Annotated in this window: 10 protein-coding genes; 6 read left to right on the plus strand and 4 right to left on the minus strand. The window is 68.1% G+C overall.

Going from position 1 to position 15,972, the window contains the following annotated elements:
* The first annotated feature begins 20 nt into the window (after positions 1-20).
* Positions 21-5,138, plus strand: coding sequence for a class I SAM-dependent DNA methyltransferase (locus tag OG390_RS12845; RefSeq protein WP_406167579.1), 5,118 nt, complete (start codon positions 21-23; stop codon positions 5,136-5,138).
* A 134-nt stretch (positions 5,139-5,272) separates the two neighbouring features.
* Here the strand turns inward: OG390_RS12845 and OG390_RS12850 are convergent, their stop codons facing one another.
* Together OG390_RS12850 and OG390_RS12855 are read right to left on the minus strand one after the other, a co-directional pair.
* Positions 5,273-5,485 carry a DUF397 domain-containing protein gene (locus OG390_RS12850; RefSeq protein WP_406167581.1) on the minus strand — a complete coding sequence of 71 codons (213 nt, stop codon included), beginning with the start codon at positions 5,483-5,485 and terminating at the stop codon, positions 5,273-5,275.
* Positions 5,482-6,312 carry a helix-turn-helix domain-containing protein gene (locus tag OG390_RS12855; protein WP_406167582.1) on the minus strand — a complete coding sequence of 277 codons (831 nt, stop codon included), beginning with the start codon at positions 6,310-6,312 and terminating at the stop codon, positions 5,482-5,484. Before OG390_RS12855 ends, OG390_RS12850 begins: the two co-directional genes overlap by 4 nt.
* Positions 6,313-6,591: 279 nt before the next feature.
* On the opposite strand from OG390_RS12855, the gene OG390_RS12860 reads away from it, so the two are divergent.
* From OG390_RS12860 to OG390_RS12875, 4 genes are all read left to right on the plus strand, one after another.
* Positions 6,592-6,993: an ATP-binding protein gene (locus OG390_RS12860; RefSeq protein ID WP_406167584.1), complete on the plus strand. Its 402-nt coding sequence runs from the start codon at positions 6,592-6,594 to the stop codon at positions 6,991-6,993.
* 119 nt (positions 6,994-7,112) lie between these two features.
* The gene (locus tag OG390_RS12865) at positions 7,113-8,426 is read left to right on the plus strand and encodes a DUF262 domain-containing protein (RefSeq protein WP_406167586.1); all 1,314 of its coding nucleotides are present in this window, start codon (positions 7,113-7,115) and stop codon (positions 8,424-8,426) included.
* Positions 8,423-9,547, plus strand: a complete 1,125-nt coding sequence (locus OG390_RS12870) for a DUF3696 domain-containing protein (protein WP_406167587.1) — start codon at positions 8,423-8,425, stop codon at positions 9,545-9,547. The genes OG390_RS12865 and OG390_RS12870 overlap by 4 nt, the downstream gene beginning before the upstream one ends.
* A 51-nt stretch (positions 9,548-9,598) precedes the next feature.
* Entirely contained in the window at positions 9,599-10,534 is a 936-nt protein-coding gene (locus tag OG390_RS12875) for a hypothetical protein (protein ID WP_406167589.1), read from the plus strand.
* Between the two features lie 194 nt (positions 10,535-10,728).
* Here OG390_RS12875 and OG390_RS12880 read toward each other — a convergent pair whose 3' ends face one another.
* Positions 10,729-11,085: a hypothetical protein gene (locus tag OG390_RS12880; RefSeq protein ID WP_406167591.1), complete on the minus strand. Its 357-nt coding sequence runs from the start codon at positions 11,083-11,085 to the stop codon at positions 10,729-10,731.
* 810 nt (positions 11,086-11,895) lie between these two features.
* Here OG390_RS12880 and OG390_RS12885 point away from each other — a divergent pair.
* Entirely contained in the window at positions 11,896-15,387 is a 3,492-nt protein-coding gene (locus tag OG390_RS12885) for a DEAD/DEAH box helicase (protein WP_406167593.1), read from the plus strand.
* 93 nt (positions 15,388-15,480) lie between these two features.
* On the opposite strand, the gene OG390_RS12890 is transcribed toward OG390_RS12885, so the two are convergent.
* On the minus strand, positions 15,481-15,903 hold the full coding sequence (locus tag OG390_RS12890; protein WP_406167595.1) for a hypothetical protein: 423 nt from the start codon (positions 15,901-15,903) through the stop codon (positions 15,481-15,483).
* Between the last annotated feature and the right edge of the window lie 69 nt (positions 15,904-15,972).

The raw sequence follows: 15,972 nt of genomic DNA on the forward strand, positions 1-15,972 counted from the left end.
CCACACGAGGTTCTTGACCGATGACGTACGACTCGCTCGTCAACCGCGGCGACTACTTCTCCGCGCACTACCTGGCCGAGGTCTTTCCCAAGGACCTCAAGGCGGGGCTTCTGGCCGCGTGGAAGGACCGCGAGGAGGAGGCCCGCGACACGGAGACGGCCCCGGACGCGCTGCCGGTGACTCCGCGCGTGGGCCTGCGCGAGCTGCGCCGCCCCTACTTCAGGGCGCGGGCGTTCTTCGCGGAGGCGGCGGCCGAGCCGGACGACGCGACGACGTACGACGCGCCGTCCTGGCGCGAGCGCGCCGTGGAACTGAACACGTCGGTCCTGCGTGCCCTCGGCTACGACGCGAAGCCGCAGACGGTGACGGTGGAGCGCGCGGACCACACCTACGAGGTCCAGGTCGCGCACGCCGAGCCCGGGTTGATGGCGCTGGACTGCGGCTGGGCGGCGGAGCCGGACGCGGCACTCGACGCCGACGGGGCCGGACGCCTGCTGCACCGGGTCCCACTGGAGGGTTCCGCCGAGCTGACGACCGGCTCGAAGCTGGCCTCGTTCCTGTTCGCGTGCGAGGACGCCCCCCGGTACGTGCTGCTGCTGGTCGGCGGTGTGATCGTCCTGGCCGACCGGGCGGTGTGGGGCGAGGGCCGCTACCTCGCCGCCTCGCTGGACGCGGCACTGGAGCGCAACGACGTCCGCGCGGGCGGTGAACTCGACACCCTGGCGGCCCTGTTCGGCGCGGACTCGCTGCGGACGCCGGAGGAGGGCGGCGAGAACCCCCTGGCCGGCCTCGTCGACAAGTCCACGAAGCACGCGGTGGGCGTGTCGTCGGACCTGCGGGACGGGCTGCGGCTGTCGGTGGAACTGATCGCGAACGAGATCCTTGAGCGGCTGCGGGGCGCGGGCGTCCGCCCGGAGGAAGTACGCGAACTCCCCGACCTGTCACGCCAGTTGACGAGGGAGTCGCTGCGGTATCTGTACCGGATCCTGTTCCTGCTGTACGCGGAGGCGCGGCCGGAACTGGGCATCCTGCCGTCGGACTATCCGGAGTACCACCAGGGGTACGGGCTCGGGCGTCTGGGCGAGCTGGTGGCGGAACGGGACCTCGTCGGCGAGAAGGCGCGCGAGGGGTTCTACCTCTACGAGTCGCTGGACCTGCTGTTCCGGAAGGTGCAGGAGGGCTACCGGTCGCGGCGGACGCACGGCGACTCCGCTCCCGCCCCGGAAGACGTCTCCGAGGACATCGGGCTGCGCTTCGAGCCCCTGCACTCCAAGCTCTTCGAGCCGGAGTCCATCCAGCTGATCGGTGCCCGCTCGGTCGAGGACCCCCGCTTCGACGAGGACGAGACGGGCGAGGCGCGGTACGTCGACACACGCCTGCGCAACGCCACCCTGTACCGCGTCCTGCGGCTGCTGATGCTCACCCGCGGCAAGAAGGGCGAGCGCGGCGGGTTCATCTCGTACGCGCAGCTCGGCATCAACCAACTCGGTGCCGTGTACGAGGGGTTGATGTCGTACTCCGGTTTCGTGGCGGGCGAGGAGCTGTACGAGGTCGCGAAGGGCGGGGACGCCAAAGACGGCTCGTGGCTGGTCCCGGCGTCGAAGGCGGACGAGTACGCGGACTCGGTCTTCGTCCGGCGCAAGGACGAGGAGACGGGCGAGGAGGTACGGGTCCGGTATCGGCCGGGATCGTTCGTGTACCGCCTGTCGGGGCGGGACCGGCAGACGTCGGCGTCGTACTACACGCCGGAGTCGCTGACGAAGGTGACGGTGCAGTTGGCGTTGCAGCACCGCCTCGACCAGGACGGGGTGGAAACGGAGGCGCGGGAACTCCTGGACTGGAAGATCTGCGAACCGGCGCTGGGTTCGGGGGCGTTCCTCAACGAGGCCATCAACCAGGTGGCGACGGAGTATCTGCGGCGGCGGCAGGACGAGCTGGGCATCGCCATCGACACGGAGAAGTACGCGGTCGAGCTCCAGAAGGTCAAGGCGTACGTCGCCCTGCACAACTCCTATGGCGTGGACCTGAATTCGACGGCCGTGGAGCTGGCGGAGGTCTCGCTGTGGCTGAACACGATGCATCCGGGGATGGAGGCACCGTGGTTCGGGCTGCATCTGCGGAGGGGTAACTCGCTGATCGGCGGTCGGCGGGAGATCTATTCGGCGGAGAAGCTAAAGAAGGGCGGCTGGCTGGGCGCCACGCCTGAGCGCTTCCCGCTGACGGAGGCGGAGGGCGGCCGTGGCCTGCCTTCGGGTGCGGTGCACCATTTCCTGCTTCCCGCGAAGGAATGGGGCGCGGTCGCCGCCGAGAAGGAGGCCAAGGCGCTGGCGCCGGCAGAGGCGAAGGCGCTGGGTGCCTGGCGCAAGGCGATCACCAAGTCCCCGTCGAAGAAGCAGACGGACCGGTTGCAGGGGCTGGCTCGGCGGGCCGAGTACCTGTGGGGGCTGGTCGCACGGCGTTTGGAGATCTCCGAGCGGGACATTTCGCGACGGATCGATGTATGGGGCTCGGAGGACGGCTGGCTGCGTAGGCCGGAGGAGGCGGTGCAGCGGGACAAGGTGCTGGTCGACCTTGAGGCGGTCGACACCCCGTACTGGCGCCTGAAGACGCTGATGGATGCGTGGTGCGCGCTGTGGTTCTGGCCTGCGCAGAGCGCTGCGCTGCTGGACGGTACGCATGAGAGGTACCGGCGGGTGGCGGAACTGGTGGAGGGGTCGGGGGCGTTCGAGGCGGGCGCGGGGGCTGAGGATGAGTCCTCTTCGTCCGTTACGGCTGCGGAGGCTCCGGACAACGGCGTGCTGATGTCGTGGGAGGAGGACGCGCTTCCTGGGTTCGCCGCCGACCCCAAGCAGTTGAGTCTGACTCGGGACGCGGTTGAGCGGCGCCGGACGGGCCGACGCAAGGAACAGGTGAGGGAGCTTCGCCGGGCTGTCGTTCCGCTGGCGGATCTTGATGACTGGCTGGACTTCGCGGAGTCGTTGCTGGGCACGCGTGATGTCCCGGCGGACTCGCTGGTGTCGGAGTTCGAGCGGCTGGATGAGCTTGAGCCGTATGAGGATGCGTTGCCGGATTTGATGGGGATGGATGGGGCCCATCACTTGGAGGAGCGGTATCCGTGGGCTGCTAGGGCGAGGGACATCGCCGGGCAGCAGGGCTTTTTTCATTGGGAGTTGGAGTTCGCGCAGGTGTTTGCGCGGGGCGGGTACGACTTGCAGGTGGGGAATCCGCCTTGGGTGCGGCCACGGTGGCAGGAGGATCTGGTTCTGGCGGAGTTGGAGCCGTGGTTTGTGCTGGCGGAGAAACCGAGTACGGCGGAATGGCGGCTCCGCAAGGAAGACGTGCTGGGCGCGCGTACGGACGGCCAAGGTTTTCTCCTGGACGAGCTGGCAGCCCATGCAGGATCCGTCGCTGTACTGGGCAGCCCGGCCACGTATCCACTCCTTTTCGGAACTCAGGGTGACCTCTATCGAGCCTTCATGGCTCAGGTGTGGCAGCACATCGCACCGCACGGGAGCGCGGGACTGATCCATCCGGATACGCACTTCGGCGGTGTACGTGAGGGTGTTATCCGGGCCGCCGCGTATCGGCATCTCCGGGTCCACGCGCACTTTGTGAACTCGGCGAACTGGGCGTTCGACGATCTTGACCGTGCCTGGCCGTTCGGGATGCACATCTACGGCACGCCACAGAAGCCTGACTTCCTGCACCTCAGTGAGCTCCGCGATGTCGAGGTCCTGCCCGATTCACTGACCCACGACGGACAAGGTGCGACGCCTGGCATCAAGCACAACGGCGCCTGGGATATTCGGCCGCACCGCGACCGCGTGGTGCATGTGGACGCGGCCTTGCTCGCCAGTTGGCAGGCCCTGACGGGCTCAACGGGTGGAGCGGCACAGGCCCCTCTGCTCTACCTGGTCCTCGCGGGGGAGCAAGGGGCAATTGAGGCCCTGGCTTCCTACGGAAGCACCCTGGCCAACTACCGGCCGATGATCTCAAGCGGATATCACGAAGCTGGCGCCAAGAAGGACGGACTGATCCGCTGGGGCAGCCAGGCTGTCCGCGAGCTCTCGGATGTCATCCTCCAAGGGCCGCACCTCGCATCGGCGCTTCCCTTCTCGAAGGAACCGCGGATCCCCTGCGGCAGCAACCGGGACTGGGACGCGCTCGTTCCGACGGAGCTTCCCGAGACGTGCGTCCCTGTGACCAACTATGTGCGAGCCCCTGACAAGGCGACGTACCTTGCGGCCCAGGACTCCTGGCTCGGAAGGCCGTTCACCGATTTCTTCCGGCTGGCCTGGAGAATCATGATCCCGTTCCACACCAGCCGCAGCTTGCAGGCCGCCCTCATCCCTCCCGGCCCCGCCCATATCCATGGCGTGCACAGCATGGCCTTGGCGAGTAACCGCGCGACAGTCCTCAACGCTGGATTTTGGGGTGCGCTTCCGCTGGACTACCTCCTACGAATCACATCCCGCGCCAACCTCATGGCGGGCGAAGCCTTGAAGATGCCAGCCCCCGACCCGAAGCACCCCCTCGCCACCGCCCTACTCCTCCGCACCCTCCGCCTGAACGCCCTCACCTCCCACTACGCCCCGCTTTGGGCAGAGCTGTTCGATCCCCGCTGGGCAGGCTACGAGGACTGGGCCAACCCCAACTGGCCCCACCTCAAGCCCCTCGCCGCTGGTCTCAAGCCCACCTGGGAGTACAGCACCCCCCTCCGCACCGAACACGAACGCCGAGCCGCCCTCGTGGAGCTCGATGCCCTCGTCGCCGTCTGGCTCGGCATCACCGCCGACCAGCTCGCCGCGATCTTCAAGTCGCGCTACCCGCAGCTGTACGACTACGAGTCGGTGACCTACTTCGACGCCAACGGCCGCAAGATCGCGGGCGACTTCAACACCTACGGCCATGGCCAGACCAAGCAGGACTACCTCGACCTCCTCGACCACCTGGAAGACCCGGAGGGCACCCCGCCCCCGGCCAGCTACGAGGCGCCCTTCTACAAGGCCGACCGCGAAGCCGAAATGCGCGCCGCCCACGCCCACTTCCAATCCCGTCTGGACGCCGAGATCGCCGTCGGCCGTTGGTCCCCGCCTGCACCCGTCTCCTCTTCGCCCCGAGAGTCGGCAGATGCCTGACGTCGATCCGTGCGCCTGACAAGTCCCGGACGAGCGCCCGGGAGCCGGGCCAACCGTCCGCTTCGTTCAGGCACGCCAGTGCCCCGTGACCGATCGCAACCGGTCACGGGGCACTGGAAAGGTGGCGCTTCGATTTACACGGTATGCCGGGCGGCGAAGCCGACGAACTCGGACCAGGCGAGCGGTGTGAGGCTCACTATGGGGCCCGCCTCGTCCTTCGAGTCACGGACGTGCGTGACGCCCGGCCGGGACGCGATCTCCACACACTCGCCACCGTTACCGGCGCTATAACTGCTCTTGAACCAAGCCAGGTCGTGAATGCTCGGCCCGGCCACTGCCCCGCTCATCTTTCTCCCAACATCTTCTCGATTAACGCGTGCGATTCAGTAGGCGTGAGCGCCTGCGCGCGGAGAAGCCCGTACGCGGCCTCAAGTTCCCGTACCTTCCCACGCTCCGTATGAACACGGCTGTCACCTTGGACTTCCGTGTAGGCGATCCTCCGCTCATCCATGGTCTCCATCAAGGTGAACGGACCAGCCAGTCCTGCGTGTTCCAGACGGGAGAGAGGCATCACCTGGATCTCGACGTTCCGATTCTGCCCAACCAGAAGGAACTGCTCCAGTTGGCCGCGCCAGACGGCGTCTCCGCCGAACGGACGGTGCAGCACAGCCTCTTCGATAACGAAGCTCAGGTGCGGTGCCGGACGGCGGGTGAAGATCTCCTGCCTCGCCAGTCGTGCGGCCAGTCGCTGTTCCACAATCGCTTCGTCCAACAGCGGCCGCCACATCGCGAACACTGCCCGCGCGTACTCCTCTGTCTGCAACAACCCTGGTGCAGCCTGGGTCGCGTACAAATGCAGTTCAACCGCCTTGGCCTCCAAGCTCGCCGCATCCCTGAAGAACGCCGGATACTGCGCCCGAGCCACCTCCTCCTTCCCCGCCCGCAACACCCCACCCGCATCCAGCACTTCATCAGCCAAGTCGATGAACTTCGGCGGAGGAATCCGCCTCCCCTGCTCGAACGAGGCGATCGTCGACGCCGAGTACCCCGTCCGCGCACCCAACTCCGCCCGGTCCAGCCCCGCCCGCTCCCGGCACAGCTTCAGCTGACGCCCGAACACGTGCAGGATGCCCGCCCCGGACTCGTACTCCCCCTCCGCCTGCTGCTCCTCCACGCTCAGCACCTCCGTACGTACCACCGCCTCCACCGAACACCCCGCCACTGCCACCGCATCCGCATCCGCATCCGCTCCCGCGACCAACGCCCCGCACGGGAGGCCGGTCACGCCTCACCCCGCGTACAACCGCACCACCAGCCACGTACAACCGGCGGCAGTCAGCGCGTCACGCCTGTTCAAAGCTACGCACACGCCGCGACCGTTGCCCCCATGAAGCCCGTAACTCCCCCACAAGGGCATATGCCGCAACGCCCAGCGCCCGCACATGAGTTCGCCATGCGGTTCACATCGACCCCACGCGGCGCACGACTCGCCCGCCGTCTCATCTCCCACCGCCTCAACGAATGGGGCCACCCGTACGCCTCACCCGCCAACGAGACGGTCACCCTGATCACGGCGGAGCTCACCGCCAACGCCGTCCGCCACGGCCACGTCCCCGGCCGCGACTTCCACCTCCGCCTCACCGAGACCGAAGGCTCCTTACAGGTCGAAGTCACCGACACCCGCGCCGAGAAGCTCCCCTCGCCGGGAATCCCCTGCCCGGACGGCGAGTCCGGCCGCGGCCTCCTCCTCGTCGAGGCCCTCGCCGACGACTGGGGTGTCGCTCCGCGACCGACCGCTCCCGGCAAGACCGTATGGGCGCAGCTGCGCACACCGGCAGTCGGCCGCACACCGTGACCGGCCTGCCGCCACCGGCCGCCCGCATGCCCGCCCGGCCCCTCGTCCGGCAGAATCGACACCGACGGGACCGACGCACTACGGAGTCGTTCCGGCTACGGAACGGGACACGAGGGCACATGTCGCTGGAGGACAGCATCGGCAGCCGTGGGGCTGCGCGGGAGCAGCAGTCGCTGTTCAGCCGCTATCAGGACAATCCCCGCGCCGAGGACAGCGGGGGCTTCCGCGTCGAGGTCGGCGCCGACGGCCGCGCCACCGACGTCGAGTTGGAGGTTCCGGACAGCGAAGCCGAGGACGCGGCGGACCGGATCACCGCGCCGTACGACCCGTCCACGATCGAGATCCAGACCAGCAACCCCACGATCAACCTGCTCATGTCCCGCCTGAGCAATGGCATGATCGACCTCGCCCCCGACTTCCAGCGGCGGGCCGGTATCTGGTCGGACGAGCAGCAGAGCCGGCTGATCGAGTCGCTGCTGCTCCGGATTCCTATTCCGTCCTTCTACGCGGCCGAACTGGACGACAGCGACTGGGCTCACGACAGCTCGTGGGCCATCGTCGACGGCATCCAACGGCTCACGGCCATCGCCCGGTTCATCGCCCCCGACGCGCTGGCCGAGGTGGCGGGCATCCACGCGGGACCCCTGCGGCTGCGCGGCCTGGAGTATCTGAAGGACGACTTCGAGGGCACGCGGTACGAGGACCTCACCGGGCGGTTGCAGATCCGGCTGAACGAGACGCAGGTCGTCGTCCACGTCATCCGGCCCGGCACTCCGGACGAGGTCAAGTTCAACATCTTCGCCCGCATCAACACCGGCGGGCTGCCCCTCACCCGGCAGGAGATCCGGCACGCGCTCATTCCGGGACCGGCCCGCGGGCTGCTGTCCTCGCTGGCCGAGTCACCGGAGTTCCTGTCGGCGACCAGCAACAGTGTCGGCATCTCGCGCATGGCGGACCGGGAGATGGTGCTGCGTGCCCTGGCCTTCATGCTCACCGCGCCCGACTCCTTCAAATACCAGGACTTCGACCAGTTCCTCGCTCACACCATGCGGCTGATCAACCGGCTGCCCGACGAGGCGCGGGCCTCGCTCGCCGCACACTTCAAGCAGGCGATGACCACGGCCGAGGCGATCTTCGGCAGGCACACCTTCCGCAAGCTGTATCCGGGTCAGCAGTGGCGCAACCCCGTCAACAAGGCGCTCTTCGAGTCGGTGGCAGTGAACCTCTCCGAACTCACGGACTCCGAGCGGAGCACGCTGGTAGCGTCCGGGCAGAAGGTGGCGGAGGGCTACCAACAGCTCATGGCCGACCTGGACTTCGAGCGTGCCGTGTCCGTCAGCACCGGCGACCGCACCAGGGTCCACACGCGGTTCGCCAAGGTCCGCGATCTCTTCAGGGCCGTACTGGACAGCGACGGGGGCAGTGCGCAGTGATCGACCAGTTGTCGCTGACCAACTTCAAGGCGTTCAGGTCGGCCGACATCCCACTCGCCCCGGTCACCCTGCTGACCGGTCTCAACTCGTCCGGCAAGAGCTCGGTCCTTCAGGCATTCGTCCTGCTGCGGCAGTCGTACGACTCGTCCACCCTGTTCTCCTCGGGCGGGGGCCTCCTCCTGAACGGCGAACTGGTGGAGCTGGGGACCGGACTGGACGTCCTCCACGAGGACGTCGTGCACACTCCAGGTTTACCCACTCCGCTGATCAGCATCGGACTCCGCACGAGCGAGGGGCAGAACTTCAACTGGTCCGCGCTGTACGCGGCCGAGCAGGACGTTCTGACCCTCCACTCGGCCTCGGACGCCCAGCGGACGAAATCGGTCTTCGACCGCCGCCGCTTCCAGTACCTCAAGGCGGATCGCATCGCGCCCGCCACCAGTTACCCCAAGTCCCATCACCAGGCGATCGGCCTCGGTTTCCTCGGCGCGAGCGGCGAACATACCGTCAACTACCTGCGGCACCACGCCCGGCGCCCCTTGACGTCCAAGCCGCTGCGCCACCCCAAGGCTCAGACGAACAACTTTCTCGACCACGTCGTGGCGTGGATGCAGGAGCTGTGCCCAGGGGTCAACCTGGAAGCGACGGAGATCCCCGGCATCGACGCCGTCCGCCTCAGCTACGGTTTCGACGGCACGGCCGGACTGACCTCCTCCGCCCGCCGCCGCCCCACGAACGTGGGCTTCGGCCTCACCTACGCCCTGCCGATCGTCGTCGCGTGCCTCTCGGCGGGTCCGGGGAGCCTCATCCTGTTGGAGAACCCGGAGGCCCATCTCCACCCGCGCGGCCAGTCCCGTATGGCCACGCTCATGGCCGCCGCAGCGGCGGCCGGGGCCCAGCTGATCGTGGAGACCCACTCGGACCACGTCCTCAACGGATTGCGCCTCGCGGTCAAGAACGGCGCCATGTCCGCCACAGACACCGCCGTCCACTACTTTCGCCGCCGTGGTCTGCAGGCGGAAATCGTCACTCCGCGCATCCACGAAGACGGTTCCCTCTCCGACTGGCCGGAGGGCTTCTTCGACGAGTGGGAGAACTCCCTCGAACAGCTCCTCGACTGATATCGACCGACATCCGAGACCGATATCCACACCCTTGGGGAGGGGGCCGTAGTGCCGCTGTCGTTATTCCTGAACGAACTGTCCTGCAAGGCCGAGGTGGGACCGAGACAGGTCGACGCGGCCATGGCCACGTTCGTGGCCACCCTGAAACACCTGGGCACCTGGCAGAAGGTCTCGCTGGTCACCGAGAGCCCGCTCCAACCCGCCGAACTCGCCCGCGGTTACGTCTACCAACGGTGGGTGAACGCCACGCCGCGCAACCGGGACCGGCACCGATACATCCTCAGACTGCGCGACCGCAGCCCCCTGCGCGGCGTACTCGAAACGGCCGGACACGACACGGCCACGGTCGAGCACTTCCACGACGGCCGCCGCTCCGTCGGCATCGGCGCCGCCCACCTCATGGACGGCATGGCCATCAGCCTTCCCGTCACCCAGAAATGGGCGGCCTCCTGGCTCGACGTCGACATCAACCGCCTCGGCGAGGACGACATCGAGACCGATCAGGACCGGGTCCGCCACTGCTCCTGTCCGGACGAGGCCGACGAGCACGAGGCATGGGCGCGCGGCACCGGGCTCAGCCGACTGATCAGCCCGACCCAACTCCTCGACTCCTGGAACGAGTTCTTCCCCGCACTGGAGCGCCTGCCCCGCTTCGACCGCGACCTGCGCGCCCTCGACCCGAAGTGGTTCCGGTCCGTCCGCGACCTCCTCGCCGACCTCCAGTCCACGGCCGCCGACCACTGGCATCTCGACCGCTCGCCCGAACCCGACTGGCAGAACCCGCACATCACCCCCGAGTCGCAGACCCGGCGTCATTTATGCACCTTTCCGGACCCGGACCTCGCCGGCCGGGACGCGTGCTTCTCCTGGCACGGCCGCATGACACCGGGCAAGGGACGGCTGTACTTCCGGCTGGTACCCGAGCGGAAGGCATTCCGCCTCGCCTACGTCGGCACGAAGCCCGGCAGCGACCGTCTGTCCTGACATTGGGATGCACGTGGCTCAGGCGCTGATGCGGTCGGAGCACCGGCGGCGTACTGAAGTCGTGGGCCCCCTCGCCGCTCGGCACGCCTGACCCCACAGGATGAACAAGCAGGTTCCCGACGCCACCGGACACACCTCCGCCCGCCGTCTCGCTGCAACCGGTCAGGAGGATCCGATGGAAACCCATCCATTGTTCACGTGTCACCCGTCACGTCCGACATCCTGCCGGGCAACAAGCTCCAGTCCTCCACAGCCGCCTTGACCAGCTTCTTGACGCGTTCCTTCCCCTCGGCTTTCAGCACGTCCTGCAGACAAGCGCAGTCGGTCAGCCCTCGGTTCCCCACCAGGCAGACATAGATACCGGCGATCTGCAGACCACGAGCTGCGGCGGCGAGTTGTCCATCCCAGGGAAGCGGGATGCGGCTCGCCAGCTCCTGCGCGAAGACGCGCTCGATGCGAGGGCGCCCCAACAGGCCCAGGAGTCCCCCGGCGGCCCGGCCCACGGCGCCATGCAATTGTTCCTTCCCTTTCAGGATGTTCCGCGCCAGCACCGCGATTTCTTCGCATCCTTTCCTGCGGTGCTTTCTGACCAGCGCCTTCCAGGTCGCGTCGGTGACGTACGCGGAGGCTCGGTCCGCGATGGCGGCCGCACCGCCGTCCTTCAGGGCGTCCGCGCAGAATCCGGCGACCTCCTCCAGGCGACGACGCTCAGGAGACGGCGCTGGGACGGCAATACGCCGCGATCCAGAAGCCGCCGCCCGAGGAACTGATCGCGCAGTTGTACTTCGACGGGTCCGTGTGGGGACCTGCCGCGTCGTCCGGCTCGCGGACCGGGGGCGGCGAGGTGGCGATGTCACTCGTCCCGCCGGTAGCCCCACGTGGAGGTAGCAGCGTACGTCGGGGCCGGTGACCCTGTTCCTGCACAGCCTTCTGTCAGGTTTCTGCGCGCGGCATCGGTACACCATCCCGTGAGTGTCGCCGTCCCCGAACACCCCTGGAAACAGGGGCGATTCAGCCAAACACGCGCCCACCCCTCCCACCGGAACCCGTAGATTGGATCACTCCGGGAGCGGTACGCGTGGGCGGGGGGACGGATGCGGTCGGAACGGCTACGCCGCGTTGAAGTCGTGCGTTACTGGCGGGCTGTGGAACTCTTCAGTCCACCACAGCTCCCGTCCCCTCCCCGCCGCGGAGCCCGGCTTTCGGAACGTGAGTGGATCCAGCAGGTGGACGTCCGCCCAGGGGAACCGTGGCCCGCACTGCCCTGGGAACCGACGCATCCGCTGCAACGCGAGCGCATCGACACCGGTAAAGAGGTTTGGCGCCACACGGTCTATGGCGGCGTGTTCCCGTTGTCCGCCGTGCGCAGGGCACTTGAGGATCACTTCGGCGCGGACGGTGAGGACTACTCAGGTGCGCGGCGGCAGAAGGGCGAGACCGCAGTCTTCGCCATCACCGTAGATGCCGATGGCATGTTGATGGACGGGGCCACGGCCTTCTCGACCTGCGCATGGGCCACCGGACGCGTGCGGGATCCCGGCCCGGACGTGCCGGACTGGCTCGACGGATTCGAGGGGACGGAGTCCGAGTGCCTGCAGGCGATCAGCATGCTGACGCAGCATCACATCCCGTACACGCAAGGCCTGGTGGATCCGGACACCCTCAGCGCGGATGAAGGCTCTGCGGTAGGAGGAGTGCCGAGTACCGCAGCGCGCGACTGGCGCGGCTTGGTGCGGGAGATTCTCGGCGGAGCGGCGGTGGGCGCGCTCGGCGCTCTGATCGGGGATCTTGGAGCCGGAGCGATAGCGGGGGCCCTCCGGCCCATCACCAGACGGGTCAGCCAGGCCCTGCGTGGTACGGACGGCGGTAGCCAGACGACAACGCCCCGGCCCACTAATGCGACGCCTCAGCGAGAGGACACCTCGACTCAGCCGGAGGAAGGAGGAGAAGAAGAGCAGCCTGGGCGACCGCTGGAGTTACCCGACCTGGTGGCGTTCGCCGCGCATGTGGCCGACCTGTGCGGCGTGGGCGACCTGCTGTCCCCAGCGAGCATCCGCATCCACAGTCAGCGTGTCCGCAGGCGGAAGGACGGTTCGCTTCCCGACGCCGATCCCGCTTTCCTCAACAGCCTGCTGCCGGAAGACCTGGAGCGCGTCGCGGGGGCGGAGAGCTACGGCGCAGCTCTGAATACCTACCTGACCGACCCCGCAGCCGTACGGGCATCGGACCGGATCGACGTGCGCGAACATCCGGAGGCGGTCCTGGAAGGGGTGGCGCCCGAAGCAACGCCACTGGGGCGATGGCCGGCTCCGGTCGAGTACCCGCTCGCCCTCAGCCAGCAGTTCGCGGTGAACAGCATCACGGCCCAATTGTCGGGCGGCAGCAGCCACGGGCTGTTCTCCGTCAACGGGCCTCCCGGGACAGGGAAGACGACGATGCTCCGCGACCTGATCGCCGCGATCGTGGTGGAGAGGGCGACGCATCTGGCAACGCTCACGCGGGCAGCAGACGGGTTCAGCGGACGCGTCGAGTGGAACGCGGAGGGCTTCACCCGCAGCGTGGCACGGCTCAGGCCCGAACTCACCGGCCACGAGATCGTCGTGGCCTCCTCGAACAACGGGGCAGTGCAGAACATCACCACCGAGCTTCCGGCACTTGACGCGGTCGGTGAGGAGTGGCTGGCGGAAACCTCGTACTTCCTTGAGCAGGCGGTGTCCCTGCTCGGCGGCGTACCGGCCTGGGGCGCCATTGCCGCGCCGCTCGGCAAGGCCGAGAAGCGCAGGGACTTCATGGAGCGCTGGTGGTGGGGGGAGAAGCCCAAGCGCGACTCCCGAACCCAGTCCTCGCGAGGTCGGCGCGGGAGCTCCGACAACAACCGCACATCGGCTGGCACTTCGAACGGCATGCAGGCTCTCCTGCAGCGGCTGGAGCGTGGTGAGCTCCTGTACGACCCTCCTGCCGATGCGCGTTTCCCACACCGAGGTGACGGGCCCGCGCCCGTACGCGAGGGAACGACAGCGGCGGACGGCTGGACCGCGGCCAAGGCCGAGTTCAATCGTGTGCTGCGGCATGCGGAGGCCCTGCGCGCCGCCCGCGCGGCGGCTGCGCAGGCGCTGCGGGATCTTGACCCGCTCGACGAGGCCATGGAGTACGCGGAGTCCGCGGACCAGCTGGCACGGTTCGACGAGGAAGACGCCGCGGAAGAGGTGAACGCGGCGTACACCGCCGTCCGCCGTGCGTCGGTCGCGTACGAGGACGCACGGGAACGAGCCGAGAACCATCGCCAGGAGAGGCCCGGGGGCTGGCGCGGCACCCTTGGCACAGGGCGTGCGTTCCTGGAGTGGCAGGAAGGGGACCGCTGGTGCCAGGCGGAGGTGGAGCGGACGTTCCTGGCTCTCGGGACCGCGGGGAACCGATCGCGGAACGCGGAGCATGTGCTGGACGAGTTGGCCGAAGCGCGAAGGCACACGCGTGAGCAGGTGCGTCTCGCGCACACAGCAGCCGAGGAAGCCCGTCGCACGCTGGACCAGGCACGCGCCGAATGGGGCGAGCGCCTTCCCGAGGCATGGGAACACCTCGACGACGCAGGGCGTGAGTTGTCCTCGCCATGGTCGGACGAGGAGTTCTGTGCCGCGCGGACCCGGGTGTTCCTGGCAGCTCTGAACCTGCACCGAGCCTTCGTCATCGCCAACGCCCGGACGGTACGGCTGAACCTCCTCCTGCTCAAGGAGGTGTTCGCCGGGATCGTGCCACAGGATGTGGCGCTGGCCGTCTGGCAGTCGCTGTTCCTGGTCATGCCGGTGGTGTCCACCACCTTCGCGTCCTGCGGGCGACTGTTCGGGCCGCTGGGCCAGGAGTCCTTGGGCTGGGTGCTGATCGACGAAGCAGGACAGGCCGCGCCGCAGGCCGCCGTCGGGGCCCTGTGGCGGGCCCGGCGCGCGGTGCTGGTCGGCGACCCGCTGCAGCTGGAGCCGGTTGTCTCCCTGCCGCTCTCGGTGCAGCAACGGCTGCAGGCGGCATACGGCGTCGATGAGGCGTGGCTACCTTCACGGACCTCCGCCCAACGGGTCGCGGACCGGACCAACCGCTGGGGCACGAGCCTGGAATACCCTCAGCCGAACGGCGAGATCGAGCCGGTCTGGGTGGGCTCGCCACTGCGGGTGCACAGGCGGTGCGAGCTGACGATGTTCGACCTCAGCAACGACATCGCGTACGCCGGACTGATGGTGTACGGAACGGCCGAGAAGCCCTTTCCCGGGCCCGATCGCTGCGCAGACTGCGTGGAAGAGGGCAGGGACGGCTGCCGCACGTGCATCTATCCGCTCAGTTGCTGGGTGGACGTAGCCTCGGGCGAACCAGTCGGCAAATGGGTCCCGGAAGAAGGCGCTGCCCTGACTCGCATGCTCACGCTGCTGCATCGCGAGTGGGGTATCGCTCTGAACCGGGTACGGATTCTCAGCCCGTTCCGCGATGTGGTCTCCGGCTGCGCCAGGGCCGTGCGCGGCATGCGTCTGGGCGACGACGTACCAGCAGGCGTGGCCCCGGAGACATACCGCAAGCAGGTCTCCGAATTCCTGTCGGAACACATCGGCACCGTCCACACCATGCAGGGCAAGGAGTCCGATGTCGTCATCCTGGTGCTGGGCACCCATCCGCGCGAGGGTGCTCATGCCCGCGCCTGGGCTGCTGAGACGCCGAACCTCCTCAACGTGGCGGTGAGCCGTGCGAAGCGGCGGCTGTTCGTCATCGGGCACCGGGAAAGCTGGTGCAAGGAGCGTTACTTCGAGTTGCTCGCGGATCCCGCGCGGCTGCCGCGACGGATTTGGCAGGCAGACCGGGCAGCACGGCAGTGATCGGGTCGGCCAGACCGGAGCACGCGGCTTTCGGGGCGTACCCGCACGCGCACCGCGCGCCCCCTCCACATGTGTGACCTGACTGCGGACGGATCAAACCGCAGCACCACCCATCATGCAAAAGAGGTACGGGATCACCGTGGCCGTCCCGGTCATTCCCGAGCTGCTCCCCGGGCCGGTCACCAGCCGCAGGCCGCTTCGGGTCATCAGCCGCCACAGGCTCCTCGCGGCACCGTTGACGCTGCCTTCGACATGCGCGGCGTCGACCCAGCCGGTCACTCCGTCCATCGCCTCGATCAGCTGGTCCATGCGTGGTGCGAGCCAAGTGCCGAGTGCGGTCCGGTCGCTGTCCGGGTCCGGGGCGGCACGCTCGCCCCGTGTTCGCTCAGTCCCGATGCGCGGGACGAGTGTCCATAGCGGCGCGATGCGTCGCCGTACGCGGAGGTCCAGTTGTGCATAGGCGTTCCAGGCATCCCGTTTTGCCGGCAGAACCGGCATATAGATCGGCTCGACCATCGCGGCTCCCCCTCGACCCCGCTGTATCGCCGTATCGCCCCTGGTCGAAGGGTGAGCCGGGACTCTCCG

Origin of the sequence: Streptomyces sp. NBC_00996 (genome assembly GCF_045162675.1) — a bacterium.
GTDB lineage: Bacteria > Actinomycetota > Actinomycetes > Streptomycetales > Streptomycetaceae > Streptomyces.

Excerpts from the sequence above, each read along its gene's own strand:
- OG390_RS12845 (WP_406167579.1), top strand. The coding sequence starts at position 21 with ATGACGTACGACTCGCTCGTCAACCGCGGCGACTACTTCTCCGCGCAC.
- OG390_RS12850 (WP_406167581.1), bottom strand. The coding sequence starts at position 5,485 with ATGAGCGGGGCAGTGGCCGGGCCGAGCATTCACGACCTGGCTTGGTTC.
- OG390_RS12860 (WP_406167584.1), top strand. The coding sequence starts at position 6,592 with ATGCGGTTCACATCGACCCCACGCGGCGCACGACTCGCCCGCCGTCTC.
- OG390_RS12865 (WP_406167586.1), top strand. The coding sequence starts at position 7,113 with ATGTCGCTGGAGGACAGCATCGGCAGCCGTGGGGCTGCGCGGGAGCAG.
- OG390_RS12890 (WP_406167595.1), bottom strand. The coding sequence starts at position 15,903 with ATGGTCGAGCCGATCTATATGCCGGTTCTGCCGGCAAAACGGGATGCC.